The sequence below is a fragment of the Bacillus sp. PS108 genome (assembly GCF_037963335.1).
Classification (GTDB): Bacteria; Bacillota; Bacilli; order Bacillales; family Bacillaceae; genus Bacillus; species Bacillus subtilis.
The window spans coordinates 1,045,770-1,071,715 of record NZ_CP150155.1 but is presented as its reverse complement, the minus strand read 5'-3'; the positions used below and the strand labels follow the sequence as shown (position 1 = coordinate 1,071,715).

General features: G+C 45.0%; 24 protein-coding genes and 1 pseudogene. 11 read left to right on the top strand and 14 right to left on the bottom strand.

The window, feature by feature from the left end; translation table 11 throughout:
* Nucleotides 1–63 precede the first annotated feature (63 nt).
* The 6 genes and pseudogenes from NSQ16_RS05515 to phoE all read left to right on the top strand — a co-directional run bounded on the left by NSQ16_RS05515 (nucleotide 64) and on the right by phoE (nucleotide 6,913).
* On the top strand, nucleotides 64–1,593 hold the full coding sequence (locus NSQ16_RS05515; protein WP_327837760.1) for an FAD-dependent oxidoreductase: 1,530 nt from the start codon (nucleotides 64–66) through the stop codon (nucleotides 1,591–1,593).
* Between the two features lie 138 nt (nucleotides 1,594–1,731).
* A complete protein-coding gene (hemAT, locus tag NSQ16_RS05510; protein WP_003245216.1) occupies nucleotides 1,732–3,030 on the top strand; it encodes a heme-based aerotactic transducer HemAT in 1,299 nt (432 codons plus the stop codon).
* 134 nt (nucleotides 3,031–3,164) lie between these two features.
* Nucleotides 3,165–3,725, top strand: coding sequence for a biotin transporter BioY (locus NSQ16_RS05505; RefSeq protein WP_327837762.1), 561 nt, complete (start codon nucleotides 3,165–3,167; stop codon nucleotides 3,723–3,725).
* 6 nt (nucleotides 3,726–3,731) lie between these two features.
* The gene (locus NSQ16_RS05500; protein WP_327837764.1) at nucleotides 3,732–5,171 is read left to right on the top strand and encodes an acyl-CoA synthetase; all 1,440 of its coding nucleotides are present in this window, start codon (nucleotides 3,732–3,734) and stop codon (nucleotides 5,169–5,171) included.
* A pseudogene (locus tag NSQ16_RS05495) lies at nucleotides 5,168–6,262 on the top strand (acetyl-CoA C-acyltransferase). Before NSQ16_RS05500 ends, NSQ16_RS05495 begins: the two are co-directional and overlap by 4 nt.
* Before the next feature lie 69 nt (nucleotides 6,263–6,331).
* The gene (gene phoE, locus NSQ16_RS05490) at nucleotides 6,332–6,913 is read left to right on the top strand and encodes a phosphatase PhoE (RefSeq protein WP_088325529.1); all 582 of its coding nucleotides are present in this window, start codon (nucleotides 6,332–6,334) and stop codon (nucleotides 6,911–6,913) included.
* Between the two features lie 31 nt (nucleotides 6,914–6,944).
* Here phoE and NSQ16_RS05485 read toward each other — a convergent pair whose 3' ends face one another.
* The 3 genes from NSQ16_RS05485 to NSQ16_RS05475 all read right to left on the bottom strand — a co-directional run bounded on the left by NSQ16_RS05485 (nucleotide 6,945) and on the right by NSQ16_RS05475 (nucleotide 9,646).
* Entirely contained in the window at nucleotides 6,945–7,916 is a 972-nt protein-coding gene (locus tag NSQ16_RS05485; protein WP_003233159.1) for an ABC transporter substrate-binding protein, read from the bottom strand.
* Nucleotides 7,917–8,132: 216 nt separating this feature from the next.
* Nucleotides 8,133–9,125 (bottom strand): acryloyl-CoA reductase, encoded by a 993-nt coding sequence (locus tag NSQ16_RS05480; protein WP_085186346.1) that lies wholly within the window; start codon nucleotides 9,123–9,125, stop codon nucleotides 8,133–8,135.
* 71 nt (nucleotides 9,126–9,196) lie between these two features.
* Entirely contained in the window at nucleotides 9,197–9,646 is a 450-nt protein-coding gene (locus NSQ16_RS05475; RefSeq protein ID WP_160221471.1) for a GNAT family N-acetyltransferase, read from the bottom strand.
* A gap of 433 nt (nucleotides 9,647–10,079) precedes the next feature.
* Between NSQ16_RS05475 and aprE the strand changes: the two genes are divergently transcribed.
* Nucleotides 10,080–11,225 (top strand): subtilisin AprE, encoded by a 1,146-nt coding sequence (gene aprE / locus NSQ16_RS05470; protein ID WP_029726299.1) that lies wholly within the window; start codon nucleotides 10,080–10,082, stop codon nucleotides 11,223–11,225.
* Between the two features lie 38 nt (nucleotides 11,226–11,263).
* Here aprE and NSQ16_RS05465 read toward each other — a convergent pair whose 3' ends face one another.
* The gene (locus NSQ16_RS05465) at nucleotides 11,264–12,544 is read right to left on the bottom strand and encodes a M48 family metallopeptidase (protein ID WP_160221470.1); all 1,281 of its coding nucleotides are present in this window, start codon (nucleotides 12,542–12,544) and stop codon (nucleotides 11,264–11,266) included.
* 148 nt (nucleotides 12,545–12,692) lie between these two features.
* Here NSQ16_RS05465 and NSQ16_RS05460 point away from each other — a divergent pair, with 148 nt between their 5' ends.
* A complete protein-coding gene (locus tag NSQ16_RS05460) occupies nucleotides 12,693–13,088 on the top strand; it encodes a hypothetical protein (RefSeq protein WP_014479359.1) in 396 nt (131 codons plus the stop codon).
* 38 nt (nucleotides 13,089–13,126) lie between these two features.
* Here NSQ16_RS05460 and lcfB read toward each other — a convergent pair whose 3' ends face one another.
* From lcfB to NSQ16_RS05440, 4 genes are all read right to left on the bottom strand, one after another.
* Entirely contained in the window at nucleotides 13,127–14,668 is a 1,542-nt protein-coding gene (lcfB, locus tag NSQ16_RS05455) for a long-chain-fatty-acid--CoA ligase LcfB (RefSeq protein ID WP_088467607.1), read from the bottom strand.
* 117 nt (nucleotides 14,669–14,785) lie between these two features.
* The gene (locus NSQ16_RS05450) at nucleotides 14,786–15,430 is read right to left on the bottom strand and encodes an SDR family oxidoreductase (protein ID WP_029726301.1); all 645 of its coding nucleotides are present in this window, start codon (nucleotides 15,428–15,430) and stop codon (nucleotides 14,786–14,788) included.
* A gap of 64 nt (nucleotides 15,431–15,494) precedes the next feature.
* A complete protein-coding gene (gene lplJ / locus NSQ16_RS05445) occupies nucleotides 15,495–16,490 on the bottom strand; it encodes a lipoate--protein ligase LplJ (protein WP_029726302.1) in 996 nt (331 codons plus the stop codon).
* Between the two features lie 12 nt (nucleotides 16,491–16,502).
* On the bottom strand, nucleotides 16,503–17,237 hold the full coding sequence (locus tag NSQ16_RS05440) for an MBL fold metallo-hydrolase (protein ID WP_029726303.1): 735 nt from the start codon (nucleotides 17,235–17,237) through the stop codon (nucleotides 16,503–16,505).
* 158 nt (nucleotides 17,238–17,395) lie between these two features.
* Here NSQ16_RS05440 and yhfH point away from each other — a divergent pair, with 158 nt between their 5' ends.
* Nucleotides 17,396–17,530 carry a protein YhfH gene (gene yhfH / locus NSQ16_RS05435; RefSeq protein WP_003244802.1) on the top strand — a complete coding sequence of 45 codons (135 nt, stop codon included), beginning with the start codon at nucleotides 17,396–17,398 and terminating at the stop codon, nucleotides 17,528–17,530.
* Nucleotides 17,531–17,800: 270 nt separating this feature from the next.
* Nucleotides 17,801–19,090, top strand: coding sequence for a glutamate/proton symporter GltT (gene gltT / locus NSQ16_RS05430; RefSeq protein WP_003245579.1), 1,290 nt, complete (start codon nucleotides 17,801–17,803; stop codon nucleotides 19,088–19,090).
* Between the two features lie 36 nt (nucleotides 19,091–19,126).
* Here gltT and NSQ16_RS05425 read toward each other — a convergent pair whose 3' ends face one another.
* The 4 genes from NSQ16_RS05425 to NSQ16_RS05410 all read right to left on the bottom strand — a co-directional run bounded on the left by NSQ16_RS05425 (nucleotide 19,127) and on the right by NSQ16_RS05410 (nucleotide 21,776).
* Nucleotides 19,127–19,534, bottom strand: a complete 408-nt coding sequence (locus NSQ16_RS05425; protein WP_015252434.1) for an ASCH domain-containing protein — start codon at nucleotides 19,532–19,534, stop codon at nucleotides 19,127–19,129.
* A gap of 12 nt (nucleotides 19,535–19,546) precedes the next feature.
* The gene (locus NSQ16_RS05420) at nucleotides 19,547–20,587 is read right to left on the bottom strand and encodes a M42 family metallopeptidase (RefSeq protein WP_009966936.1); all 1,041 of its coding nucleotides are present in this window, start codon (nucleotides 20,585–20,587) and stop codon (nucleotides 19,547–19,549) included.
* 133 nt (nucleotides 20,588–20,720) lie between these two features.
* Nucleotides 20,721–20,861 (bottom strand): hypothetical protein, encoded by a 141-nt coding sequence (locus NSQ16_RS05415; RefSeq protein ID WP_172635042.1) that lies wholly within the window; start codon nucleotides 20,859–20,861, stop codon nucleotides 20,721–20,723.
* A gap of 138 nt (nucleotides 20,862–20,999) precedes the next feature.
* Nucleotides 21,000–21,776 carry a YhfC family intramembrane metalloprotease gene (locus NSQ16_RS05410; protein WP_230488440.1) on the bottom strand — a complete coding sequence of 259 codons (777 nt, stop codon included), beginning with the start codon at nucleotides 21,774–21,776 and terminating at the stop codon, nucleotides 21,000–21,002.
* A gap of 128 nt (nucleotides 21,777–21,904) precedes the next feature.
* On the opposite strand from NSQ16_RS05410, the gene fabHB reads away from it, so the two are divergent.
* Nucleotides 21,905–22,882, top strand: coding sequence for a beta-ketoacyl-ACP synthase III FabHB (fabHB, locus tag NSQ16_RS05405; protein WP_033883065.1), 978 nt, complete (start codon nucleotides 21,905–21,907; stop codon nucleotides 22,880–22,882).
* A gap of 41 nt (nucleotides 22,883–22,923) precedes the next feature.
* Here the strand turns inward: fabHB and NSQ16_RS05400 are convergent, their stop codons facing one another.
* Together NSQ16_RS05400 and NSQ16_RS05395 are read right to left on the bottom strand one after the other, a co-directional pair.
* Nucleotides 22,924–25,251 carry a YhgE/Pip domain-containing protein gene (locus NSQ16_RS05400; protein ID WP_227057348.1) on the bottom strand — a complete coding sequence of 776 codons (2,328 nt, stop codon included), beginning with the start codon at nucleotides 25,249–25,251 and terminating at the stop codon, nucleotides 22,924–22,926.
* 70 nt (nucleotides 25,252–25,321) lie between these two features.
* Nucleotides 25,322–25,897, bottom strand: coding sequence for a TetR/AcrR family transcriptional regulator (locus tag NSQ16_RS05395; RefSeq protein ID WP_014479348.1), 576 nt, complete (start codon nucleotides 25,895–25,897; stop codon nucleotides 25,322–25,324).
* Nucleotides 25,898–25,946: the final 49 nt, after the last annotated feature.

Sequence of the window (25,946 nt, the reverse complement as noted above, 5' to 3'; positions counted from 1 at the left end):
CCTATGTATGAAAAGATAGAATATGGAAAAATTAAGAATAAATCTGATTGGAGGTATAACGGCTTGGCTAATCAACATTTTGCAAAGGAAGCACCTGAAACATACTGGAAAACATCAACTGACCTGCCTTCTTTTCCTGCGCTTCAAGAGGACACTGAATGTGACGTCACCATTATCGGAGGCGGGATTACAGGAATCACAACGGCATATGAACTTACGAAGAGAGGCTTCCGTGTCGTTTTGATTGAAGCAAATCAGGTTCTTAACGGAACCACTGCGCATACAACTGCTAAAGTTACCGCACAGCATGACATGATATACGACGAATTTATCCGCCATTTCGGATTAAACCATGCGAGGCTTTATTATGAAGCAAACCAAAACGCAATTGATTACATAAAAGGCATTGTGGATGAACATCAAATTGATTGTGAATGGATCGAGCAAGACGCATATCTTTATACGGCAAATGAAAACGCTGTTCAAAAAATCCGCACCGAGCATGAGGCATACACAAAGCTCGGAATTGAAAGAGACCTTATCAAGGATCTTCCAATTCCCTTAGGTTCTAAGCTGGCGCTTGTCATGAAGAATCAAGCTCAATTTCATCCGCTTCAATACTTAAAAGCGCTTCTGGAGCAAATTGTTCAAAAAGGCGGCCGAATTTATGAAGAGACCGTTGCGCTTGATATCAAAAAAGGCGAAAGGCCCGAAGTGGTAACAAAAAGCCGGCACGCCATTAAGAGCCGCTTTATCATATGCTGTTCCCACTTCCCTTTTTATGACGGAGGCGGATTATATGCTGCGAGAATGTACTCCGACAGATCTTATGTCCTTGCCATCAAGCCGAAGATCGAGTATCCCGAGGGCATGTATTTAAGTATCGATCAGCCGTCAGTGGCGCTCCGCTATACGGTTGTAAACGGTGAAAAGCTGATTCTCTTCAGCGGAGTAAGCCATAAAACAGGCCAGGGAAAAGCCATGTCTACACATTATGAAACACTGAGACAACTGGCCGAAAGCACCATCGGCATCGAAAGCATTCCATATTATTGGTCCACCCAAGATCTAGTGACGATCGATAAAATCCCGTTTATCGGGCCGATGTCGGAAAATGAGGACAATATTCTAGTAGCGACCGGGTTCAAAAAATGGGGCATGACGTCCTCAGCAGTCGCAGCCACTCTATTGTCAGACCTTGTGGAGAAAAAAGACAATCCATACGAAAGCATTTTCACTCCGTCCCGTTTCCATCTGAATCCCGGGTTGCAGAAAGTGATTTCCTACAATGCCGATGTCGCCAAGCATTTGATTAAAGGAAAGCTTGAAAAGCCTGATGTCCAATTTGAAGACATTTCGCCAGGAGAAGGGAAAGCCGTCACCATAAACGGCAGGCGAGCGGGAGCATTTCGGGATGAGACAGGCTGCCTCCATCTCGTTGATAGGACTTGTACCCATTTAGGCTGCGAGGTCGAGTGGAACGACAGTGAGCATACGTGGGATTGTCCGTGCCACGGATCACGCTTTAAGCCATCTGGCGAAGTTGTAGAGGGTCCGGCCATTAAACCATTAAAACAAATAGATCTCGATTAAACCGTTCATTTTAATGAACGGTTTTTCAAATATTTTTCATCTGCAGCTTCATTCATGTTTCCCTTGGCCGATAAAAAAGAAAAAGGCTTAAAAAGCCAAAAAGTAAAAATTATATTTTTCCCAAGGGGGATCATTGTATTGTTATTTAAAAAAGACAGAAAACAAGAAACAGCTTACTTTTCAGATTCAAACGGACAACAAAAAAACCGCATTCAGCTCACAAACAAACATGCAGATGTCAAAAAACAGCTCAAAATGGTCAGGTTGGGAGATGCTGAGCTTTACGTGTTAGAGCAGCTTCAGCCACTCATTCAAGAAAATATCGTAAATATCGTTGATGCGTTTTATAAAAACCTTGACCATGAAAGCTCATTGATGGATATCATTAATGATCACAGCTCAGTTGACCGCTTAAAACAAACGTTAAAACGGCATATTCAGGAAATGTTTGCAGGCGTTATCGATGATGAATTCATTGAAAAGCGTAACCGAATCGCCTCCATCCATTTAAGAATCGGCCTTTTGCCAAAATGGTATATGGGTGCGTTTCAAGAGCTTCTTTTGTCAATGATTGACATTTATGAAGCGTCCATTACAAATCAGCAAGAACTGCTAAAAGCCATTAAAGCAACAACAAAAATCTTGAACTTAGAACAGCAGCTTGTCCTTGAAGCGTTTCAAAGCGAGTACAACCAGACCCGTGATGAACAAGAAGAAAAGAAAAACCTTCTTCATCAGAAAATTCAAGAAACCTCTGGATCGATTGCCAATCTGTTTTCAGAAACAAGCAGATCAGTTCAAGAGCTTGTGGACAAATCTGAGGGCATTTCTCAAGCATCCAAAGCCGGCACTGTAACATCCAGCACTGTTGAAGAAAAGTCGATCGGCGGAAAAAAAGAGCTAGAAGTCCAGCAAAAACAGATGAACAAAATTGACACAAGCCTTGTCCAAATCGAAAAAGAAATGGTCAAGCTGGATGAAATTGCGCAGCAAATTGAAAAAATCTTCGGCATCGTCACAGGCATAGCTGAACAAACAAACCTTCTCTCGCTCAATGCATCTATTGAATCCGCCCGCGCCGGAGAACACGGCAAAGGCTTTGCTGTCGTGGCAAATGAAGTGCGGAAGCTTTCTGAGGATACGAAAAAAACCGTCTCTACTGTTTCTGAGCTTGTGAACAATACGAATACACAAATCAACATTGTATCCAAGCATATCAAAGACGTGAATGAGCTAGTCAGCGAAAGTAAAGAAAAAATGACGCAAATTAACCGCTTATTCGATGAAATCGTCCACAGCATGAAAATCAGCAAAGAGCAATCAGGCAAAATCGACGTCGATCTGCAAGCCTTTCTTGGAGGGCTTCAGGAAGTCAGCCGCGCCGTTTCCCATGTGGCCGCTTCCGTTGATTCGCTTGTCATCCTGACAGAAGAATAACCATCAAAAACCGGTCTGCCATACGGCCGGTTTTTCTGCGTTCATTATGTAAACTTAAATCAAAAATCAGTTGACATAATAATTGCCTGCATTTATTGTATAACCATATTTGATTACTGTTTGGAGGATTTCACATGCTGAAATTAATCGACATGATGCATATTGCGATTTTCACCGCGCTGATGGCAGTGCTCGGCTTTATGCCCCCTCTCTTCTTATCCTTTACACCCGTTCCGATTACATTGCAAACGCTTGGTGTCATGTTGGCAGGCAGCATTCTCAGGCCAAAGTCTGCTATCTTAAGCCAGATTGTCTTTTTGCTGCTCGTCGCCTTCGGAGCGCCGCTGTTGCCCGGCGGACGAGGCGGTTTTGGTGTGTTTTTCGGACCGAGCTCAGGCTTTTTGATTGCTTATCCCCTCGCTTCATGGCTGATCAGTTTAGCCGCTAACAGGCTGCGGAAGGTGACAGTATTGCGTCTCTTTTTCACTCATATCGTATTCGGCATCATCTTTATTTATCTGCTTGGTATACCGGTACAAGCTTTTATCATGCATATTGATTTGTCACAGGCCGCCTTCATGAGCCTTGCATATGTGCCTGGTGATTTGATAAAAGCGGCTGTATCTGCATTTCTGGCGATAAAAATCACTCAAGCCTTGTCTCTTTCTGATACGATGTTTACAAAAGGAGGATGACACTACATGACAATTACTCATACCTATTCATCTACTGCCGAAACATCGCCCGGCCGTGTAGCGATCCAGACTGAATCGGAGCAAATCACGTACCATGATTGGGATCGGCTTGTCTCTCAAACCGCAAATTGGCTGCGGTCACAGCCGAGCACGCCGAATCGTGTGGCGATCCTGCTCCCAAATAGTCTGGCGTTTTTACAGCTGTTTGCCGGAGCCGCAGCGGCTGGATGCACAGCCATTCCCATCGACACACGCTGGAGCCCGGCTGAATGTAAGGAGCGGCTGTCCATAAGCAATGCGGATCTTGTGGTTACTTTAGCCTTTTTCAAAAACAAACTGACAGATAGCCAGACACCTGTTGTTTTGCTGGATAACTGTATGGCAGATATTTCTGAAGCAACCGCTGATCCCTTGCCTACCATTGATCCGGAGCACCCTTTTTATATGGGATTTACGTCGGGCTCGACAGGAAAACCGAAGGCCTTTACGCGATCTCACCGCTCATGGATAGAGAGCTTTACCTGTACAGAAACAGATTTTTCAATTTCATCAAATGACACGGTATTGATTCCCGGGACGTTAATGTCCTCTCACTTCCTATATGGGGCTGTCAGCACTTTGTTTCTCGGAGGAACCGTTTGTTTACTGAAAAAGTTCTCCCCTGCTCAAACGAAGGAATGGCTGAGCCGTGAATCCATAAGTGTTCTCTATACCGTACCGACGATGACAGACGCCCTCGCAAGGATTGAGGGTTTTCCCGACAGTCCCGTCAAAATCATTTCATCCGGCGCAGACTGGCCGGCAGAATCCAAGAAGAAGCTTGCCGCTGCATGGCCTCATCTCAAGCTGTACGATTTTTACGGCACATCAGAGCTTAGTTTTGTGACGTTTTCTTCACCAGAAGACAGCAAACGGAAGCCGCATTCAGCGGGCCGCCCTTTTCATAATGTCCGGATCGAAATCCGCAACGCTGGAGGAGAACGCTGCCAGCCAGGAGAAATCGGAAAAATATTTGTCAAAAGCCCGATGAGGTTTTCCGGCTATGTGAACGGCAGCACACCAGATGAATGGATGACAGTGGATGATATGGGCTATGTTGATGAAGAGGACTTTCTATACATATCAGGAAGAGAAAACGGGATGATCGTGTACGGAGGATTAAATATTTTCCCAGAAGAAATTGAACGTGTGCTTCTCGCCTGCCCAGAGGTTGAAAGCGCGGCTGTCGTTGGCATTCCCGACGAGTATTGGGGAGAAATCGCTGTAGCTGTCATTCATGGAAACGCTAATGCCAGAACACTGAAAGCCTTGTGTAAACAGAAATTAGCCTCCTATAAAATTCCGAAAAAATGGGTGTTTGCAGACAGCTTGCCGGAAACGAGCAGCGGAAAAATTGCCCGTTCCAGCGTGAAAAAATGGCTGGAAGAGAGTATACAGTATAAATGAATGCGGTTATTGTTGATGCAAAACGAACGATCTTTGGAAATCAAAACGGACTGCTGAAGCCCTTCCTGCCGGAGGATTTGTCAGCTCCCATCATCCGCTGTCTCAGCCGAAAGCTATAGGATCAAATTGACGAGGTCATTCTCGGAAACGCTACCGGCAGAGGCGGCAACCTCGCCAGACTGTCAGCCCTTCAAGCCGGACTGCCTTTATCGGTTCCCGGAATGACAATTGACAGACAGTGCGGCTCCGGCCTTGAAGCTGTGCGCTATGCCTGCAGCCTTATTCAAGTGGGAGCCGGCACGATGTATATCGCGGGCGGCTCAGAAAGCAGCAGCCAATCCCCTTTTTCAGAACGGGCCCGCTTTTCTCCAGATGCCATCGGCGATCCAGACATGGGCATTGCGGCAGAATATACGGCTGCACGCTATTCCATCAGCAGAAGCATGCAGGATGAGTACGCCCTTCTCAGCCATCAACGCAGCAGGAACGCGCATGATGGAGGATTTTACCGTGAAGAAATTGTTCCTCTCGGGGAATTGGAGACGGACGAAGCATTTTTGAAAACGCGGCCAATAGAAGCGATTATTCCCCGTGCAAAGCCGGTTTTCGACACCAGCTCCGGAACAGTCACAGCAGCCAACAGCAGCGGCATAGCAGACGGAGCAGCCGCTCTTTTGGTAATGGAAGAAGAAAAAGCGGCAGCCCTGGGACTTAAGCCTGTGCTCCGGTTTATCGGCAGCGCAGTCAGTGGGATTCACCCCAACTATCCGCCCGCGGCACCGGTTGATGCGATCCGTAACCTCTTACATACACACGATGTAACACCTGAGGATATCGGTTTATTTGAAATCAATGAAGCCTTTGCCGTCAAAATTTGTGTCTGCTCGCATGAACTCGGCATTCCCTTTTCAAAAATCAATGTGCGCGGCGGCGCATTAGCTCTTGGCCATCCATACGGTGCATCAGGTGCAGCTCTGGTAACCAGATTGTTTTATGAAGCGAAAAGACGGACAGACTGTCAATATGCTGTTGCAGCCATCGGAAGCGGCGGCGGAATCGGGCTGTCTTTATTATTTGAAGTTCTTGCATAGGTTTTTTATAGGATGCATGCTTTCGATTTAGTATAATAGCGATATGAATAAAGTCAGGAAGGGGATTTTATGACAGCCGTTTGCTTAGTAAGACATGGAGAAACCGATTGGAACCTGCAGCAAAAATGCCAAGGAAAAACCGATATTCCGCTAAACACAACAGGTGAACGCCAAGCAAGAGAAACCGGAGAATATGTAAAGGACTTTTCTTGGGATATTATCGTGACGAGCCCACTGAAAAGAGCGAAAAGAACCGCGGAAATTATTAATGAATATCTGCATCTTCCGATTGTCGAGATGGATGATTTTAAGGAACGTGATTACGGCGACGCGGAGGGCATGCCGCTGGAGGAACGGACAAAGCGCTATCCAGATAACATCTATCCGAATATGGAAACCTTAGAAGAACTCACTGACAGGCTGATGGGCGGTTTGGCAAAAGTGAACCAGGCGTACCCAAACCAGAAGGTACTGATCGTGGCGCACGGTGCGGCAATTCACGCACTGCTGACGGAAATATCCGGCGGTGACCCTGAGCTTCAAAGCACGCGCCTCGTCAACGCCTGCCTCAGCAACATTGAATTTGCAGAAGAAAAATGGCGGATAAAAGACTATAATATCAACAGCCACTTATCCGGCTTTATCAAATAAGAAAAAGACAGGCGTTTGCCTGTCTTTTCTTTTATTTCTTAGCAGCCGGCATCTCTTTTTGAAGCTCGTCCAAAATGGCATTCGCCCCGTCTACACTGCGGCGCAGAGACCACACCGCACGGTCCACGTGGTATACATGCCCGTTTTTCACTGCCTTCAGTTTTTTCCAAAGGACATTCTTTTCGATCGGGCGTTTACCGTCGGCGTCGAGGTCATCTGTTTTTCCTGTCATCAGGATGATCACATCCGGATCTGTTTTCAGCAGCTGCTCCAGTGTCATTTTCATATTCACAGAGTCGCCGCCATTGCTTGAATCGCTATTACCTGACGTACTGATTGCATATCGATAGCCGACCTGTGTTAAAAGTCTTGATGTAAAGAAGTTTTCATCCCTGGCCATAATCGTATCATTTGTATTTCCGATCAAAAGCACGGACTGGCTGTTCGCGCTGATTTTCTGCTTTGTCTCGCTAAGCTTTTCTTCATGCGCCGTCAGCTTTTTCTCCATTTCCTTCTCCTTGCCGACTGCTTTTGCAATCGTAAGTGAAGCGTCAATTGTATCCTGATAATCAGCATTTAAATTATTAAGCGCAATCGTCGGCGCTATTTTTTTCAGCTGATCGTACACCTTCTTATGCCGGGTCGTGTCAGCAATAATTAAATCGGGTTTTAATGAAGCGATTTTTTCCATGCTTGGCTGTGAGCGAGTGCCGACAGATGTGTAGCCGTCAATTTTCTTCAGCACATCCTTGTTGATCAGCTGCTTCGCTTTGTTGTCATCGGCAACCCCGACAGGCGTAATGCCGAGATCAAGCAGTGTATCAATAAAACCTAGCTCAAGAACAACAACCCGCTTCGGATGCTCAGGCACATTTGTCTTCCCTAAATCATGTGTTACCGCTACTTTATGTTCTTTACTGTTTTGATTGCCGCTTGAAGACGAGCAAGCAGCCGTTAAGACAGAAAGAAGTAAAACTGTAAGAATAATCAGTGTTTTTTTCATATGTTCCAGTCTCTCCTGTTGGTAGTTTCTATGGTTAAGATGTCCAAGAGTAGTATAACACGGAATGAGAATCATTATCACCAATTATTTTTAAAATGGGAAGAGAAAGTTCCGCTTACATGAAAATCTTGCTTCGCGACACAGCAGTTCAGCAGCTGATCAGCCTGTCCACAAAAAAGCTTGCAGAAAAATAACATTCTCTGCAAGCTGATCTTGTTAAAGCTTCACAATCACTCTTCCTTGAATGCGATTTTGCAAAATATCTTTTAACGCACCCGGCGTTTCTTCCAATGATACTTCCCTGTCCACGATGGTCAGCAGCTGATCAGGCTTGAGATCAGAAGACATGCGCTCCCAAACAGCGGCTCTGACGTCCATCGGACAGTATACTGAATCGATTCCGAGCAGGCTTACTCCGCGAAGAATAAAAGGATACACCGTTGCCGGAACTTCTCCTCCGCCGGTTAAGCCGCTCACTGCGACAGATCCGCCGTATTGAATTTTGCTTAAAAGCGAGGCAAGCTGTTTTCCGCCGACTGGATCAACCGCTCCCTGCCATTGCTGCTTGGACAGCGCCTTAAGCGTTCCGTCATAGACATCTTCCCTGCTGATTACTTCGCTTGCACCAAGCTGTTTCAAATAATCAGCCGCCTCCCGGTTTCCGGTACTTGCCACCACATCATAGCCCCGCTTGTTCAGCATCGATACCGCAATTCCGCCGACACCGCCAGTTGCTCCTGTGACTAGCACGCTGCCTTTTTCCGGAGACAGACCGTTCTGTTCAAGCCGATGCACTGATAACGCCGCAGTAAATCCCGCCGTTCCGTACACCATCGCTTCTTTTAACGAAAGATTCTGTGGCAAAGGCACCAGCCAGTCACCAGGCACCGAAGCGTATTCACTTAATCCGCCATCACGGGAGACACCGAGCTCATAGCTTGTCGCGATCACCTCATCCCCCTCCGCAAAACGCGGATCTTTGGAAGAGACGACCGTACCCGCAGCATCAATGCCTAAAATAAGCGGATACTCTCTGACGATATTGCCTCCTGCTTTTCCGGCCAGACCATCTTTGTAATTAATGCCGGAATAAGCAACTTTAATCAGGACACCATCCTTCGGCAAATCCTCTGTTGATATGGTTTTCACATGGACTGAAACATCATCGGCATTTTTTTCTGCCTGCAATGCTTGAAATAACGTTGACATTCGGCACACTCCTTTTCATTTATATCGTAACCGAAGAACGTTCAAAAAACCAAATCATCAAGCCGCCATTTTCACTTCGCCGGCACATTGAGAGAATAATGGACAAATGCGGTATCCTCTTCATAGCCGTTTTGCTCATACAAGCTTCTTGCCTTCCGGTTGTGGTGCTCAGTCTGAAGTGTTAAACATTTTGCCCCGTTTTCCTCTGCATAATCCTTTGCGGCAGAAAGCAGCCGGCAGCCGGCTCCCTTTGTACGCGCATGAGGAACGACAAATAAGTCATTTAATATGTATATCCTTTTCATTGACACAGAAGAAAACGTTGGATAGAGCTGGGTAAAGCCTATGAATTCTCCATTTTCTTCTGCTATCAAAATAACAGACTCGTGATTTTCCAAACGAGCTTTCAAAAAAGCCTCTGCCCCTTGCAAATCGGATGCCTGTCTATAAAATTCCCGATATTGGTTAAACAACGGCGCAATGGCGGCCGTATCTGATGTCTTTGCTTGGCGAATGTTCATCTTATTTCTTCCTCCCTCTCAATAATTTTTTCATTCTATCCCTTTTCTGTAAAGTTTATTTTTCAGAATACTTTTATCATCATGCTTTGAAAAAATATCACGATAATATCCATTGTTCTCACGGAAGCATATGCAGGTCATTTGAACGAATTTTTTCGACAGGAATTTGCAGGGACTCAGGAGCATTTAACCTAAAAAAGCATGACATTTCAGCATAATGAACATTTACTCATGTCTATTTTCGTTCTTTTCTATATGAAAATAGTTATTTCGAGTCTCTACGGAAATAGCGAGAGATGATATACCTAAATAGAGATAAAATCATCTCAAAAAAATGGGTCTACTAAAATATTATTCCATCTATTACAATAAATTCACAGAATAGTCTTTTAAGTAAGTCTACTCTGAATTTTTTAAAAGGAGAGGGTAAAGAGTGAGAAGCAAAAAATTGTGGATCAGCTTGTTGTTTGCGTTAACGTTAATCTTTACGATGGCGTTCAGCAACATGTCTGCGCAGGCTGCCGGAAAAAGCAGTACAGAAAAGAAATACATTGTCGGATTTAAGCAGACAATGAGTGCCATGAGTTCCGCCAAGAAAAAGGATGTTATTTCTGAAAAAGGCGGAAAGGTTCAAAAGCAATTTAAGTATGTTAACGCGGCCGCAGCAACATTGGATGAAAAAGCTGTAAAAGAATTGAAAAAAGATCCGAGCGTTGCATATGTGGAAGAAGATCATATTGCACATGAATATGCGCAATCTGTTCCTTATGGCATTTCTCAAATTAAAGCGCCGGCTCTTCACTCTCAAGGCTACACAGGCTCTAACGTAAAAGTAGCTGTTATTGACAGCGGAATTGACTCTTCTCATCCTGACTTAAACGTCAGAGGCGGAGCAAGCTTCGTACCTTCTGAAACAAACCCATACCAGGACGGCAGTTCTCACGGTACGCATGTAGCCGGTACGATTGCCGCTCTTAATAACTCAATCGGTGTTCTGGGCGTAGCGCCAAGCGCATCATTATATGCAGTAAAAGTGCTTGATTCAACAGGAAGCGGCCAATATAGCTGGATTATTAACGGCATTGAGTGGGCCATTTCCAACAATATGGATGTTATCAACATGAGCCTTGGCGGACCTACTGGTTCTACAGCGCTGAAAACAGTCGTTGACAAAGCCGTTTCCAGCGGTATCGTCGTTGCTGCCGCTGCCGGAAACGAAGGTTCGTCCGGAAGCTCAAGCACAGTCGGCTACCCTGCAAAATATCCTTCTACTATTGCGGTAGGTGCGGTAAACAGCAGCAACCAAAGAGCTTCATTCTCAAGCGCAGGTTCTGAGCTTGATGTGATGGCTCCTGGCGTATCCATCCAAAGCACACTTCCTGGAGGCACTTACGGTGCTTACAACGGCACGTCCATGGCGACTCCTCACGTTGCCGGAGCAGCAGCGCTAATTCTTTCTAAGCACCCGACTTGGACAAACGCGCAAGTCCGTGATCGTTTAGAAAGCACTGCAACATATCTTGGAAACTCTTTCTACTATGGAAAAGGGTTAATCAACGTACAAGCAGCTGCACAATAATAGTAAAAAGAAGCAGGTTCCTCCATACCTGCTTCTTTTTATTTGTCAGCATCCTGATGTTCCGGCGCATTCTCTTCTTTCTCCGCTTGTTGAATCCGTTCCATGATCGAAGGATGGCTGCCTCTGAAAATCTTCACAAGCACCGGAGGATCAACCTGGCTCAGCCCCGTCACGGCCAAATCCTGAAACGTTTTAACAGCGGCTTCTCTGTTCTCTGTCAACTCGATCCCATACTGGTCAGCCTTATTCTCCTGATAACGCGAGACAGCATTAGAAAAAGGCGTCACCGCAAAGCTCAAAACAGAAAACAAAAGCAATAACAGCGGAAGTGCCGCAAGATCATGCCGCCCTTCTAAATGAAACATGCTGCGGGTTAGGCGAACCGTCCGCTTGTAAAGCTTATCAATGACATAAAATCCGGCGAGCGACACGAGCAAATAGCCAGCCAGACCGATGTAAACGTGCTTCATGACATAATGGCCCATTTCGTGGCCCATAATAAACAGAATTTCTGAATCGTCAAGTTTGTTCAGCGTCGTATCCCACAATACAATCCGTTTGTTGGCCCCGATTCCTGTAACATAGGCATTCAGCGCATTTGTTTTTTCTGACATGTTCACTTCATATACATGATCAGCCGGAATATTGGCTTCATCTGCCAGCTCTAATATTTTGCTTTCAAGCTCTTTGTTTTTCAGCGGATAAAAATCATTGTATAAAGGATCAATAATGACCGGCTGAATAAAAAACAGAAAAAGCGAAAACGGCACTGTTAACAGCCAGGCGTATAACCACCATTTTTTTTCATGCCTTTTGATCAGCCAATAAAAAACGAGAACGCAAAGCGCAAAGATTGGGAAACTGATCCAAAAGCTGATAACCTGATCCTTAGCCCAGCTGGCCGTAGTCTGTGTGGAAATGTTATAGTCAAGCGATACTTGATAGCCTATCCAATCTAAAGGCAGCGTCACCAATGTTGTAATCAGCGAAAGCACAAACACAAAACCAACGGTCTGCAAAAACCGAAAAGGCACGGCCGCTTCCATCCATTTCTTGATTTTCTTTGAAACACCGCTGACCAGCAGAACAAAAAACAGAAACCAATCAAGTGGTACCCCGATAAAAAACAAAAAATTCTTGATATTCGAATACTGCTCGGCCACTGCCAACTCAGACGGCTTCATGAAAGAAGCCGGATCAGCCTGCGTCCCTTTCACGGCTTCCGGTATTGCGGAATCACCCGACAGGAAAAAATACCAATAAAAAAACAGCCCGTACAGCACGTAAGCAAGTCCTGCTGCCGCAATCCACTTGCGCATAACGCCTCACTCCTCACATCAACCCGTTACTTCTATTGTAATCATAAATTCAAATTCTTAGAACCAAGCTGTGTTCCGCACTTTTCCATCCTTTTAAGCATGGAAAACCCGATCGCTGGGAAAACTAACAATGTTTGGAGTGATGCAAATGAAAAAAATAGTGGCAGCCATCGTGGTAATCGGTCTTGTGTTTATAGCATTTTTTTATCTTTACAGCCGATCAGGCGATGTGTATCAATCGGTAGACGCGGATTTGATCACACTGTCTTCAAGCGGCCAGGAAGATATCGAGATTGAAAAAAGACAGCACGTCAAAGATATGCTGGATATTATGAATCAGGGAAAACAGGTGAAGACAGAAAAAACATCAGCCCCTGATTACGAAGGGACAATCAAGTTTCATAAAGACCGGTATGACTCATTCAGACTATGGATTGACGGCAGCCAGCAAGCCGTTTTTTCGAAGGATGGCACATACTACAAATTGAGCAAAAATGATACAAAGGCGCTGCTAAATATTATTAAAAAAGAAGCAAAGGATTGAAAATGAAAAAGCGAAGCTAACCGCTTCGCTTTTTCATTTTATTGGGGCAAAATATCTCTCAGTGCCCGTCTGAGCATTTTCCCCGTCGCATTTTTCGGAATATCGTCAAGAAACGTAATGGCGGCAGGCCGCTTGTATTTTGCCAGATGCTTTTCGCAGTGCTGCATGATGTCCTCCTCTATTACCCCAGAGCGTTTCGGCACCACATATCCCTTTACCGCTTCCCCGCTTTGGGGGTCCGGCACGCCGATGACAACCGCCTCCTTGACGTCCGGATGGCTGTACAGCACCTCTTCCACCTCCCGCGGATACACATTGTATCCTCCTACAATGATCATGTCTTTTTTTCGGTCAACAATGTAAAAATAGCCGTCCTCATCCCGTCTTGCCAAGTCCCCCGTATAAAGCCACCCGTCTTTTAATGCATGCTCTGTTTCCATCGGCATTTTATAATAGCCCTTCATCACATTGGGGCCTTTCACGATCAATTCGCCGACCTGGTGAGCGGGCAGCTCGCGTCCGAGCGGATCTACGACCTTGTTTTCGACATGTAAGATACTTGTCCCGATGGAGCCCGGCTTCCTGCCCCTGTCAAACGGGTTAAAGCACGTAACGGGTGATGCTTCCGAGAGCCCGTAGCCTTCCAAAATGGTAACGCCGAATTTTTCTTCAAACGCCGTCAGCAACGCGACTGGCATGGCCGCGCCTCCCGATATACACAGCCGGATGGAAGAAAAATCATCTTTCTTTCCGTTTTCATGCTGAAACAAGTAGTTATACATTGTAGGCACACCGGCAAAAATGGTCGCCTGCTGCTGCTTAACAAGCTTAAAAACAGATGCCGGACTGAATTGAGGCTCAATCAAGACAGTTGCGCCGCTCATCAGCGGTGCATTCATGCAGACGGTTAAACAAAACACGTGAAACATGGGAAGAGCGCAGACCACATTGTCCCTCTCATCCATTCCCAAATAGCCTGCGACATCGTTGGCATTGCTGTACAAATTCTGATGAGTCAGCATCGCGCCTTTCGGTTTTCCAGTCGTTCCTGACGTATATAGAATAACCGCGGTATCATCAGGGACAAGTTCTTGGTTTTGTTTAGCAGCAGATGTCGGCCGCAATATTTTTGCAAACGTTGTCATTTTCATCCTGACCTCTGGGTCCGCGGCTTCCGGCTCGGCCTCCCCCGTCTGGCATAAAATGACGAGCTCAACCTTTGGCAGCGATTCATGCATGCTCTCATAAAGCGGCAAAAGCTGGCTAACGCCAACGATCGCCTTTACATCACCATTTGTCAGCATATAACCAATTTCTGTCGGCGTGTACAACGGATTGATGGGAACAACCACGATCCCAGCTTTTAAAGCGCCAAAAAACGCGATGATAAAATCAGGCGAATTGCCAAGCAGCAAAGCTAGATGGTCCCCTTTCTCCATACCGGCTTCCTGAAGGCCGTCCGCAAATCGCTGAATATGTTCATTCAGCTCTTGATACGTCATCATGTGATCCTTAAACCTGCATGCGATGCTGTCGGGCTTCTCAGATGCTGTTTCTTCCAATTTTGAAACAAGATTCATTCTCCCACCCCTTAAAGTGAATGAATAGTCATTCATTATTGAAGCCAAGCTTTCTCCTCCATTATAGAGAAACAGAAAAAAACACTCAAGAGCAAAAAGCCCTGAGTGTCAATACTGTCATAGTTTCTTCAATGCTTCGGCAATCGGCGTATCTCCTTCTGTCAGATCAAAGGCCCGATTTTCCGTATTCTTCTCATCTAAAGAGGCAATGACCGTTTTTGCAACGTCCTCACGGGAAATAAATCCCCGCTCCAGATCCTTCGCTGCTGAAACAGTTCCCGTTCCAGGCTCATTGCGAAGGCCTCCCGGACGGATAATCGTATAGGTTAAACCGCTCGCTTCAAGAATTTTATCAGCATAATGCTTGGCCACATAATAAGGCTTGAGTGCCTCATTCCAATTTTCACGGTGATGGGCTTGCAGGGCGCTGACCATAATAAACCGTTTGATTCCGGCAATGTCCGCAGCTTCAATGGCTTTTGCCGCTCCATCGAGATCCACCAGCAGCGTTTTATCATAGCCTGTGCTGCCGCCGGAACCGGCTGTGAAAATGATCGCGTCACAACCTTTTGCCGCAGCGGCGATTTCTTCCGGGCTGCCCTCCAGATTCGCAAGCACAGCTTCTGCACCGGCAGCTTCAAGAGACGCTTTCTGTTCTTCTTTTCTGACCATCGCTCTGATGGAATGATCAGGATTATCTTGGAATAAAGAGACAAGTCTTTGCCCGATTTGTCCGTTCGCTCCGATTAAAAACACTTTCATGTGAATCCCTCCTGCCTCCATTATTTCAAAAACACAACCGCTCTTTCAAACGATGTGTTTTGCCTTAATAAATCAGATCAAGGAAATCCTCTTTCGTAATGTTCCCAAAGTAATGCTTGAGATTCACACCTTCGAGCACATCAGCGATGACGCTGCGTTCGTATTGTTTTCCGGCCAGCAGGTTTTCAATTTCAGATACATCACCGACACCGAAGAAATCTCCGAAGATTTTGCAGTCCTCGATTTTGCCTTTCTTGACCTCTAGGCGCAAATCGATCGATCCAACCGGATAACGTTTCGAATGATTAAGGTTAAATTTCGGCGAGCGGCCGTAGTTCCAATCCCAATTCTGATAGCGCTCTTTCGAAATTTGATGAATGGTCTCCCAATCTTTTTCCGTCAGCTTATACTCCGGCACGTTTCCAATGTCGTTTGTGTTAAAAATATGGCGAAGCAAATGGCTGCGGAATTCTTCGGTGGTCATTTTATCATCGAGAAACTCACTGATGTTTGCTACTCGGCTTCTGATCGATTTGATGCCTTTTGATTCAATTTTATCCTTTTTCACCTTTAATGCTGATACAACATGATCAATGGCTGAATCAAACATGAGGGTGCCGTGGCTGAAAATACGGCCTTTCGTTGCAAACTGAGCGTTTCCGGATATTTTCCGGCCATCCACTACAATGTCGTTCCGGCCGCTTAATTCAGCTTCAACCCCAAGCTGATGTAACGCCTGAATCACCGGCTCAGTGAATTTTTTAAAGTTATGAAAGCTGTCCCCGTCATCCTTGGTAATAAAGCTGAAGTTCAAGTTCCCCAGATCATGGTACACAGCTCCCCCGCCTGATAAACGGCGGACGACGATAATCCCGTTTTCCTCTACATATTTTGTATTGATTTCTTCTATTGTATTTTGGTTTTTCCCAATGATAATAGACGGTTGATTCACATAAAAGAGCAAATATTGCTGTTCAGGGTCTAAATGCTTTACACAGTACTCCTCGATAGCAAGATTGATCCGCGGATCATTGATATTTTGATTGTCTATAAATAACATGGTGCTCCTCCTTTATCCTTCCCACACAAAACCTGATTTCGCAATATTCACTTCTCCGCTAAAAACGGTTTTCGCTTCTTTGCGAAGATTGTCATGCACGCCAAAATGCGGCAAATGGGTCAGCAGCAGTTCTCCCGCTCCCGCTTCTTTTGCAATGCGCCCGGCTTCCAGGCTGTTCATATGGCCTGCACTTGTTCCGTCTTGATCGGCATAAAAATTGCATTCTGAGATCAATAAATCAGCATCTTTCGAAAACGGTATAAATGAATCCTGATAGCTGGAATCAGCAGTATAAACGACAGTGTGGCTGCCGTCAGTAATCCGCATGGCATAGCACGTCACCGGGTGAATCGTTTTTAAAAAGGTGATCGTAAACGGACCGGCAGTCAACGGCTGATCCGGCTGATAGGCGATCCCTTTTGTATGTGTTTTATATGTAAGCTTTTGAAACTGTTCTATATCAGCATCATGTCCGTAAATCGGAAGCGTATGCTCTCCTTTACCGAGAAACGAACCGACTTGCTTGGCAAATTGCAGCGGCCCGATATCAGCGATATGGTCATGGTGATAATGAGACAGAACGACCGCATCCAGCTTTTCCGCCGGCACATATCCGAACAGCTTAGATAAAACGGCACTGCCGCAATCAACAAGCAGAGAGTAATCACCTGACTGAAACAAATAGCCTGACGTCGCTTCATTTGCGGCCGGAAAACCGCCATAGCATCCGATAACTGTAACTTTCATAATGTCCTCCTATCTTTTCAAAAAAAATTGATCCTCCTTCAATATACCCATTTTTCTTGAAAAAAGCATGTTTTAAACATTGTATCAAAACAGTTATTGATTTTTGTGATCTGTTATATTACAATGAAATCACTACAAAGGGGAAAGAGGGATTGGTTATGCTGGGGAAAATCACAGAATTTTTTAGAAACCTGCCTTCGAAAAAGTGTGCGGAATGCGGAAAAAAGATAGAAGAGCAGCATGAGTGTTATGGTAATATCTGCAATGACTGTATAAAAGTAAACGATTTGTAATGAGCGAAAATCCCGCGCCTTACGCGTGGGATTTTCTTATTTTTTCACATATCTCTTAATTTTGAAATAATAGTCAGGTTAGGTCAAAGCTCACCTGTTTTTAGATAATTCTGGTGATTATCATAATGTCATTGAATATTCTTTATTTTCGAAATATAATTTACTATAGACGAATTGATTTCTTATCTATTATAATTTGATCTAATAGTGAGATTAAATATATGTCTATTCATGATATATGTTGATACTTTGTTTTTTGGGAGGTAATCTATGAAAAGAATTAAGTTTGGATTAGCCACACAAATATTCGTTGGACTTATTCTAGGTGTCATTGTTGGCGTCATTTGGTATGGCAACCCAGCATTGCCTACTTACCTGCAGCCAATCGGGGATCTCTTTTTACGCTTAATCAAAATGATAGTGATTCCTATTGTTGTCTCCAGCTTAATCATCGGTGTAGCCGGTGCAGGAAATGGAAAGCAAGTCGGTAAATTAGGCTTCAGAACGATTCTGTACTTCGAGATCATCACGACTTTTGCCATTATTCTCGGACTAGCCCTTGCAAACATCTTCCATCCGGGTACAGGAGTTAATATACACGAAGCTCAAAAATCGGACATCAGTCAATATGTTGAAACTGAAAAAGAACAAAGTAATAAATCAGTGGCAGAAACGTTCCTCCATATTGTGCCGACAAACTTCTTCCAGTCATTGGTCGAAGGGGATCTTCTAGCCATCATTTGCTTTACAGTACTATTTGCATTGGGTATTTCCGCAATCGGTGAAAGAGGCAAGCCTGTATTAGCCTTTTTTGAAGGTGTATCCCATGCCATGTTCCACGTTGTAAACCTTGTGATGAAAGTGGCGCCATTCGGCGTTTTCGCTCTTATCGGAGTGACTGTGTCTAAATTCGGACTCGGTTCTCTTATCTCTCTCGGAAAGCTCGTCGGATTGGTTTATGTCGCGCTTGCTTTCTTCTTAATTGTTATTTTCGGGATTGTCGCAAAAATTGCCGGCATCAGCATCTTCAAGTTCCTTGCTTACATGAAGGACGAAATCTTACTGGCGTTCAGTACGTCCAGCTCTGAAACGGTTCTTCCGCGCATCATGGAAAAAATGGAGAAAATCGGATGTCCGAAAGGCATTGTTTCATTTGTCATTCCGATCGGTTACACGTTTAACTTAGACGGTTCCGTTCTCTATCAATCGATTGCCGCACTCTTTTTAGCACAGGTATATGGCATTGATTTGACGATTTGGCACCAGATTACGCTTGTGCTCGTCTTAATGGTGACATCTAAAGGGATGGCTGCCGTGCCTGGTACTTCTTTTGTTGTCTTGCTTGCAACGCTTGGCACCATCGGCGTTCCGGCTGAAGGACTTGCCTTTATTGCCGGCGTAGACCGCATCATGGATATGGCACGAACAGTTGTCAACCTGACTGGTAACGCGCTTGCTGCCGTTGTGATGTCTAAATGGGAAGGCATGTTTAATCCTGCGAAAGCAGAAACTGTTATGTCCCAATCGAAAACAGAACAAAACGCAACCATTTCTGGTTAATGAAAAGCCTGCGGGGTTCTTGCCCCGCAGGCTTTTTTAATCTTTAACAAGCACAAACAGCTCTGTAATCAAAACAGTATCCTCATTCAGCTCCAGTTCACCGCTTTTGATCAGTTCCGCCCATGCCATCCGATGATCCTCTTGAAACTCCTCAATTCGGTCTCCATTGCCCTCTCCTTTGACTAACCTCATATCAGGCGCACCAAAGATGGTTTCAAAGACATCTGTTACTTTTATATTGCATCTTGGATTGTCATGTTTATCATAAACGGTAACAAGCTGACCCGCTGTTTGATAAACGTCCCTCAATTCATCTTTTGAATACAATGATTTCGGCGCGCACGTGGCGGTTTTTTCTCCGGCAAGGATCTGCTGAATCAGCTGTTCTCCCAACCCGTCATCACCTTCCCAGCCGAATGTGCTTTTCAGCTTATAAATCTTCATTGGTCCTCCCCCTTATACCATTGGTGACTGTACATAGTAATACAGAAGCTTAGCGGTATGGCGAAGAGATGATTTATGGGTGCGTTCAAATGCATGGGAAGCGTCAATTCCCGGCCCTATGAGGCCATGCACAATATCATGCCCGGATTTGATCGCTGCTGACGCATCAGACCCGTAGTACGGATAGATATCAAGCTTATAGTCAATATGATGCTTCTCGGCTAATTGAACTAAATGCTTTCTGAGCTGATAATGATACGGCCCGCTCGCATCCTTCACACAGATTGATACTGAATATTCATCTGTCGCCTGCCCGTCACCAATAGCGCCCATATCAACCGCCAAATATTCAACTGTTTCAGGAGGAATATTCGAATTCCCGCCGTAACCGATTTCTTCATTATTGGAAATAAGAAAATGGGTTGTATACGGCAGCTCAATGTCTTCTGTTTGAATTTCATGAATTAAGCGGAGCAATAAGGCGACGCTTGCTTTGTCATCCAAATGGCGCGATTTAATAAATCCGCTTGATGTGATCTCGACACGTGGATCAAACGACACAAAGTCTCCGACGCCAATGCCAAGCTCCTCCGTATCTTTCCGGCAGTGAACAGGTTCATCTAGGCGGATCTCCATATTCTCTTGATTCCGCTCAGCCTTTCCCGCGTCTTTGTATACGTGCACAGACGTTTGATGCATTAAGATTGTGCCTGTGTACATTTTTCCCGAGGCGGTTTCAATTTGGCAATACTCCCCCTCAATCGAGTTGTAGCGGAACCCGCCGATTAAGTCGATTTTCAGCCGGCCGTCCGCTTTAATTTCCTTCACCATAGCGCCGAGGGTGTCAACGTGCGCTGTCAGCATGCGATGCCGGGATGTGTCGCGTCCTGGAAGCGTTGCAATTAAGCCGCCCTTGTGGTTCCGAACCGTTTCTACCTTCCATTCTTTTAAAAGGCTTTCAATATAATTGATCACCTCATATGTATTTCCTGTCGGGCTTGGGATCGATACAAGTTCTTTAATGAGCTCCATCGTTTTACGTACGGACGTCATAGGGCATTCCTCCTTTTATTTTCTACTTAAAATATACTCTTTTCCCGAGGGACCCGTCCAATCTTTTCCTATCAATCTCTCATATGCTGTAGAGAGCATGGGAAGAGGAGGGATTTCTATGTGCTGTCGTCATTCACATGAACAGAAATGTCGTTGTCACGATTGGTTCGATGATTTTTGGTTCTTTGACGAGTGGTTCGATAAAGATTTCCACGACCATTGCAAGAAAAAGAAAGAATGCCATGACCCTTGCGAGAAGAAGAAAAAGAAACACCATTGTTTCTCTTGTAAAAAACACAGACATTCTTGCTGTCATTGCTAAAGACTGAATCAGAAATATTCTGATGACCCATGCTTAATGAATATTTCCATTCACATTTTTCCAAGCGGGCATTGCTGCTGCTTGGACCTTTTATTGAAACACCCTTTTTGCTTTTACAATCCAATAAACTGATAAAGCCGCTATAAGAGCAACAATGATTTCAACAGCTGCAGCATGCTCTATGATTCCTCTTTGATATAAAACCGCCGGGACATTAAACAGTGCATGTAAAAGAATAGAATACAGCAAAAACAGCGGCCGGCGGTTTTTAACCGCGTACAAAACAAGCAGAGACAGACCAATCTGGACGGCAATGGCACTGATTCTTTCTATTCCGCCCAGCATCCATTCATACGAAGGAGTATGCAGCAGCTGCTCCTGTATCGGCAAAAGCGCCTGTTTGACGTCGCCATTGACCAAAAGCTGTTCAAACGTCCCGCTATTGATTGCAAATGCGTATACAATAAGTGAGATAGAGGACAAGCCTGTAATCAGGATGGCTTCAAGCCCGCCATGGCCGGCCCCGAAAGCCAGACCATCCGCCCAGGTATGATGGCGCTTCATAAAAAATCGCATCATCATATACCTTCCGCACTCCTCAAAAATGCCGGCCATCAAGCAGCCGTAAATGCCATACCATAATGGATGCTGCATCACTTCTTTCGTCATTTCATTCACTTGCAGCACATAAACATGAACGCCGCCTTCCAGCAGCTGAGCGAAGACAAAAAACGTGAGAGCGCCAATAAAAAACACTTTAAGCGAGGCGCCATACTTTCGCTTAAACCATACAATCAGCCCGATTGGCAACAGAAACGCAATAGCCCCGGATAATGCCAAAAAGACTACTGCTTCTTGACTGACCATTTTTCAGCCTCCTTTTTCTTTTTCATAGATTCCCTATTCTACACTTCTCTTTTTTTGTAAAAAAACCTTCTTTTTAGTACCAGATACTAATATCTAGTGTTATAATCTGACCATAAGGAGTGATTCATATGTCAAAAGCAAAAATTACAGCTATCGGCACCTATGCGCCGAGCAGACGTTTAACCAATGCAGATTTAGAAAAGATCGTTGATACCTCTGATGAATGGATCGTTCAGCGCACAGGAATGAGAGAACGCCGGATTGCGGATGAACATCAATTTACCTCTGATTTATGCATAGAAGCGGTGAAGAATCTCAAGAGCCGTTATAAAGGAACACTTGATGATGTCGATATGATCCTCGTTGCCACCACCACATCCGATTACGCCTTTCCGAGTACAGCATGCCGCATACAGGAATATTTCGGCTGGGAAAGCACCGGCGCGCTGGATATTAATGCGACATGCGCCGGGCTGACTTACGGCCTCCATTTGGCAAATGGATTGATCACATCAGGCCTTCATCATAAAATTCTCGTGATCGCCGGAGAGACGTTATCAAAGGTAACGGATTATACCGATCGAACGACATGCGTTCTGTTCGGCGATGCCGCGGGTGCGCTGTTAGTAGAACGAGATGAAGAGACGCCGGGATTTCTTGCGTCTGTACAAGGAACAAGCGGGAACGGCGGCGATATTTTGTATCGTGCCGGACTGCGAAATGAAATAAACGGTGTGCAGCTTGTCGGTTCCGGAAAAATGGTGCAAAACGGACGCGAGGTATATAAATGGGCCGCAAGAACCGTCCCTGGCGAATTTGAACGGCTTTTACATAAAGCAGGACTCAGCTCCGATGACCTCGATTGGTTTGTTCCTCACAGCGCCAACTTGCGCATGATCGAGTCAATTTGTGAAAAAACACCGTTCCCGATTGAAAAAACGCTCACTAGTGTTGAGCACTACGGAAACACGTCTTCGGTTTCAATTGTTTTGGCGCTCGATCTCGCAGTGAAAGCCGGGAAGCTGAAAAAAGATCAAATCGTTTTGCTTTTCGGGTTTGGCGGCGGATTAACCTATACAGGATTGCTTATTAAATGGGGAATGTAACAAAAAAAGAACTTGTTTCCAAGGAAACAAGTTCTTTTTCTTTATGAAGCCGGCTGTTCTTCTGATGTTTCTTCCTTCCGGCTTAACATTGTAAAGTAAGTAATGCTTAGTGCAATCATGACGAGGGCAATGCCGATTAAGACGCCGGCCATCTGCCACATGTAGCCAAAGTCACCGTTTGAAATGACTGCTCTGAATCCGTTAATGCTGTAGGTCATCGGCAATGCGCCGTGGATGACCTGATAGAAATTCGGAAGCAATTCCAGCGGGAAGGTTCCTCCGCTCGCTCCCAGCTGCAGCACTAAAATAATGACTGCGATAAATCGCCCCGGGTTGCCCATCGTTGTAGCCAAAAATTGAATTATCGCCAGGAAAGCGAGACTCGTAATGATCGTAAACACGTAAAATCTCCACGTGCTCTCTACCTCAAGACCAATTCCCAATAGAAGAACCGTCGCCACAATCAATGATTGAATGATTCCTACAAGCATCATGACATTGAATTTGCTGAAGAACCACTCAAAACCGTTTCTCGGACGTCCTGACGCTTCCTTCAGCGGGAAGACAACCGTCAGCATGATGCCGCCGACATACAAGCCCATTGACAGGATATAAGGTGTCAGCCCTGTTCCATAGTTAGGAACGGAATGAATGGCATCATCTTTGGTTTTAACCGGATCCGCAAACATGCCGTATGTTTGATCATCAGCATCGATATCTCCTGTTTGGTCAGCCGCATCCTTCAGCTTACTAGACAGCTCTCCTGTGCCGTCCAATAGCTTGCCTAAACCTGTATCAAGTGATGCAGATCCGTCTGCAAGTTTTGATGATCCGCTTTGGACCTGTTTAGACCCGTCTAACAGCTTAAACAATCCGCCGGATACTTGGCTGCTTCCTGTCACCAATTGCTCTGAGCCCGCTTTTGCTTTTGCGAACTGCTTATTATATTCACCGATGCCCGCTGTCAGTTTAGTTTGGCCATCTGTCAGCTTCTGTGAACCATTGTATATCTTATCAGCTCCCTCAGTTAATCTGTCAATTGCATCTTGGATTGTTTTTGCGCCGTTATAAAGCTTAGATGTAGCTTCCGGCATGGCTTTCACCTGCGCCACCTGAGCTTTCACGTCTTCAAGAGAGCTTTTTATCGTTGCGATGTCAGGCAGCTGATCAGCTGAAGGAAGCCCACTTAAAATTTCATCAAAATCAGGCGCATCAACTTTCGGAAGCTGCTTTTCAACAGAGCTGATCAACTGGCTTTTTTGCTCCGCTGTTAAGAAATCACTCGAATTGATGAGATTTTTGAATGCCTGATCACGGTTTTTTAAGCTGTTTTCAAAGTCAGTCAGCTGTTTTTTGAATTCCTTCATTGCAGTTTCTGACTTTTCCAGATTGTTTACAGCAGTTTCAAGCTTCGTTAAATCGAGCGCATTAATGAGCTTTTCCGCTTTTGCTGCTTTCTCAGAACCTTCTTGGGCTTTACTGTTGAGCTGATCCAGCCCGTTAGTAAGATTAGGCGTACCCTTCTGCACATTTTGAAGTCCGGCAAGAAGTTCATTCATCTTGCTTGTCAGCTCGCCTGATCCTGCTGCAAGCTGGCCAGATTTATCATAAATCTGGTTGCTGCTGTCCTGGAATTTACCGAGCGAGCTGTCAAGTGATTGGATGCCGCTCGTCACCTGAGCCGCTCCATCTGCAAGCTGCGCTGTTTTGTCACTGATGGTAGCGGTGCTTTCCTTCAGCTTCGCCAGATTTTCTTTCAGCTGGGCGCTTCCGTTTTTCGCATCCTTTGTGCCGTCATCAATTTTTTTCGCGCCGCTGCTCGCGTCGCTCAAACCTTTTGCGATATCTTTAAAGTTATCAAAAATAACTTTCGTATATTGCTCGGTCACTTCTTTTGAAACAGAGGCTTTCAGTTTATCAATCGCTTTTTCGCCGATCGTTGCCCCTACATAGTTAGAACCTGCATTTGTATGGTATTTCAGATCCAATTTTTTCGGATTTTTGTCTAATACAGTGCTGGCATTCTTAGAAAAATCCTCAGGAATCTCGACAACTAAATAATATTTTTGATTCAATAAGTCCTTTAACGATTGGTCGAGATCATTGGAAAAATGCCAATCAAAGTTGTTATTATCCTTTAATTCTTTGACCAGATCATCACCGATTTGAAGTTTTTCTCCTTCATACGTTGCTCCCTTGTCTTGGTTGACGACAACGACAGGCAGCTGGTCAACTGTGCCGTACGGGTCCCAATAAGCCTTTAAGAATACGCCGCTGTAAATAAGCGGGACAAACAAAATGGCGATGATGGGAATCAATAATTTTTTACTTGTTACGATGTCTTTCCACTGACTTCGTATTGTGTTCATCCTGATGCCTCCATTCTAAAACTGACTCATCATGAAAAATGGTCATTTTCTTGCAAAGAGAAAGGATTATCTAGTTCGCTGACAATCCTTTGACAACATACAATTCAAGCAGTCCCGCAATTGTCTCTTTATCAAGCGGGGGGTGTTGTTTTTCCCAGTCAAAAATGAGCGCGATATAAAGCTTCAGCATCACAAAGGCTGTCAGTTCAGGGTCGCACGGCTTGATTGCGCCGCTTTTGATCCCGTCTTCAATCTTGCTTTTGATATAAGACAGGATGGCTCGCTCCATTTTCTGGATCACTTCCTGAACTGCCATTGTACCAATCTCGGCATTCTCTTGGAAAATTTTAATCGTCAGCTGATGTGTTTTCCTGAACTCCAGAATGGCAAACAGCGCTCTGTGCACATTTTCATGGAACGGAAGGTTCGGCTCCATCGCTTCATCCGCTTTTTGCTTCATTTCCTTTAATAAAGTAGTGAAAATCTCGTCAAACAGCTCTTCTTTGTTTTTGAAAAAAGTATAAATGGTTCCCTTCCCCACGTTCGCAAGTTTTGCGACAAGATCCATTGTCGTCGCTTTATACCCGAACTGCGTGAAAGACTTTGTAGCCGCCTCCAAAATGAGCTTTTTTCGATCTATTGACATTGTATTCACCTCGAAACTGACCGTTTGAACATTTTAGTCATTAAGTACA

Excerpts from the sequence above, each read along its gene's own strand:
- NSQ16_RS05440 (WP_029726303.1), bottom strand. The coding sequence starts at position 17,237 with ATGAAAGTTACAGTTATCGGATGCTATGGCGGTTTTCCGGCCGCAAAT.
- phoE (WP_088325529.1), top strand. The coding sequence starts at position 6,332 with ATGACAGCCGTTTGCTTAGTAAGACATGGAGAAACCGATTGGAACCTG.
- NSQ16_RS05395 (WP_014479348.1), bottom strand. The coding sequence starts at position 25,897 with ATGTCAATAGATCGAAAAAAGCTCATTTTGGAGGCGGCTACAAAGTCT.
- gltT (WP_003245579.1), top strand. The coding sequence starts at position 17,801 with ATGAAAAGAATTAAGTTTGGATTAGCCACACAAATATTCGTTGGACTT.
- fabHB (WP_033883065.1), top strand. The coding sequence starts at position 21,905 with ATGTCAAAAGCAAAAATTACAGCTATCGGCACCTATGCGCCGAGCAGA.
- yhfH (WP_003244802.1), top strand. The coding sequence starts at position 17,396 with ATGCTGGGGAAAATCACAGAATTTTTTAGAAACCTGCCTTCGAAAAAG.
- NSQ16_RS05450 (WP_029726301.1), bottom strand. The coding sequence starts at position 15,430 with ATGAAAGTGTTTTTAATCGGAGCGAACGGACAAATCGGGCAAAGACTT.
- lplJ (WP_029726302.1), bottom strand. The coding sequence starts at position 16,490 with ATGTTATTTATAGACAATCAAAATATCAATGATCCGCGGATCAATCTT.
- NSQ16_RS05400 (WP_227057348.1), bottom strand. The coding sequence starts at position 25,251 with ATGAACACAATACGAAGTCAGTGGAAAGACATCGTAACAAGTAAAAAA.
- lcfB (WP_088467607.1), bottom strand. The coding sequence starts at position 14,668 with ATGAATCTTGTTTCAAAATTGGAAGAAACAGCATCTGAGAAGCCCGAC.
- NSQ16_RS05475 (WP_160221471.1), bottom strand. The coding sequence starts at position 9,646 with ATGAACATTCGCCAAGCAAAGACATCAGATACGGCCGCCATTGCGCCG.
- NSQ16_RS05480 (WP_085186346.1), bottom strand. The coding sequence starts at position 9,125 with ATGTCAACGTTATTTCAAGCATTGCAGGCAGAAAAAAATGCCGATGAT.
- NSQ16_RS05425 (WP_015252434.1), bottom strand. The coding sequence starts at position 19,534 with ATGAAGATTTATAAGCTGAAAAGCACATTCGGCTGGGAAGGTGATGAC.
- NSQ16_RS05420 (WP_009966936.1), bottom strand. The coding sequence starts at position 20,587 with ATGACGTCCGTACGTAAAACGATGGAGCTCATTAAAGAACTTGTATCG.
- NSQ16_RS05410 (WP_230488440.1), bottom strand. The coding sequence starts at position 21,776 with ATGGTCAGTCAAGAAGCAGTAGTCTTTTTGGCATTATCCGGGGCTATT.
- NSQ16_RS05485 (WP_003233159.1), bottom strand. The coding sequence starts at position 7,916 with ATGAAAAAAACACTGATTATTCTTACAGTTTTACTTCTTTCTGTCTTA.
- NSQ16_RS05500 (WP_327837764.1), top strand. The coding sequence starts at position 3,732 with ATGACAATTACTCATACCTATTCATCTACTGCCGAAACATCGCCCGGC.
- NSQ16_RS05465 (WP_160221470.1), bottom strand. The coding sequence starts at position 12,544 with ATGCGCAAGTGGATTGCGGCAGCAGGACTTGCTTACGTGCTGTACGGG.
- NSQ16_RS05505 (WP_327837762.1), top strand. The coding sequence starts at position 3,165 with ATGCTGAAATTAATCGACATGATGCATATTGCGATTTTCACCGCGCTG.
- NSQ16_RS05460 (WP_014479359.1), top strand. The coding sequence starts at position 12,693 with ATGAAAAAAATAGTGGCAGCCATCGTGGTAATCGGTCTTGTGTTTATA.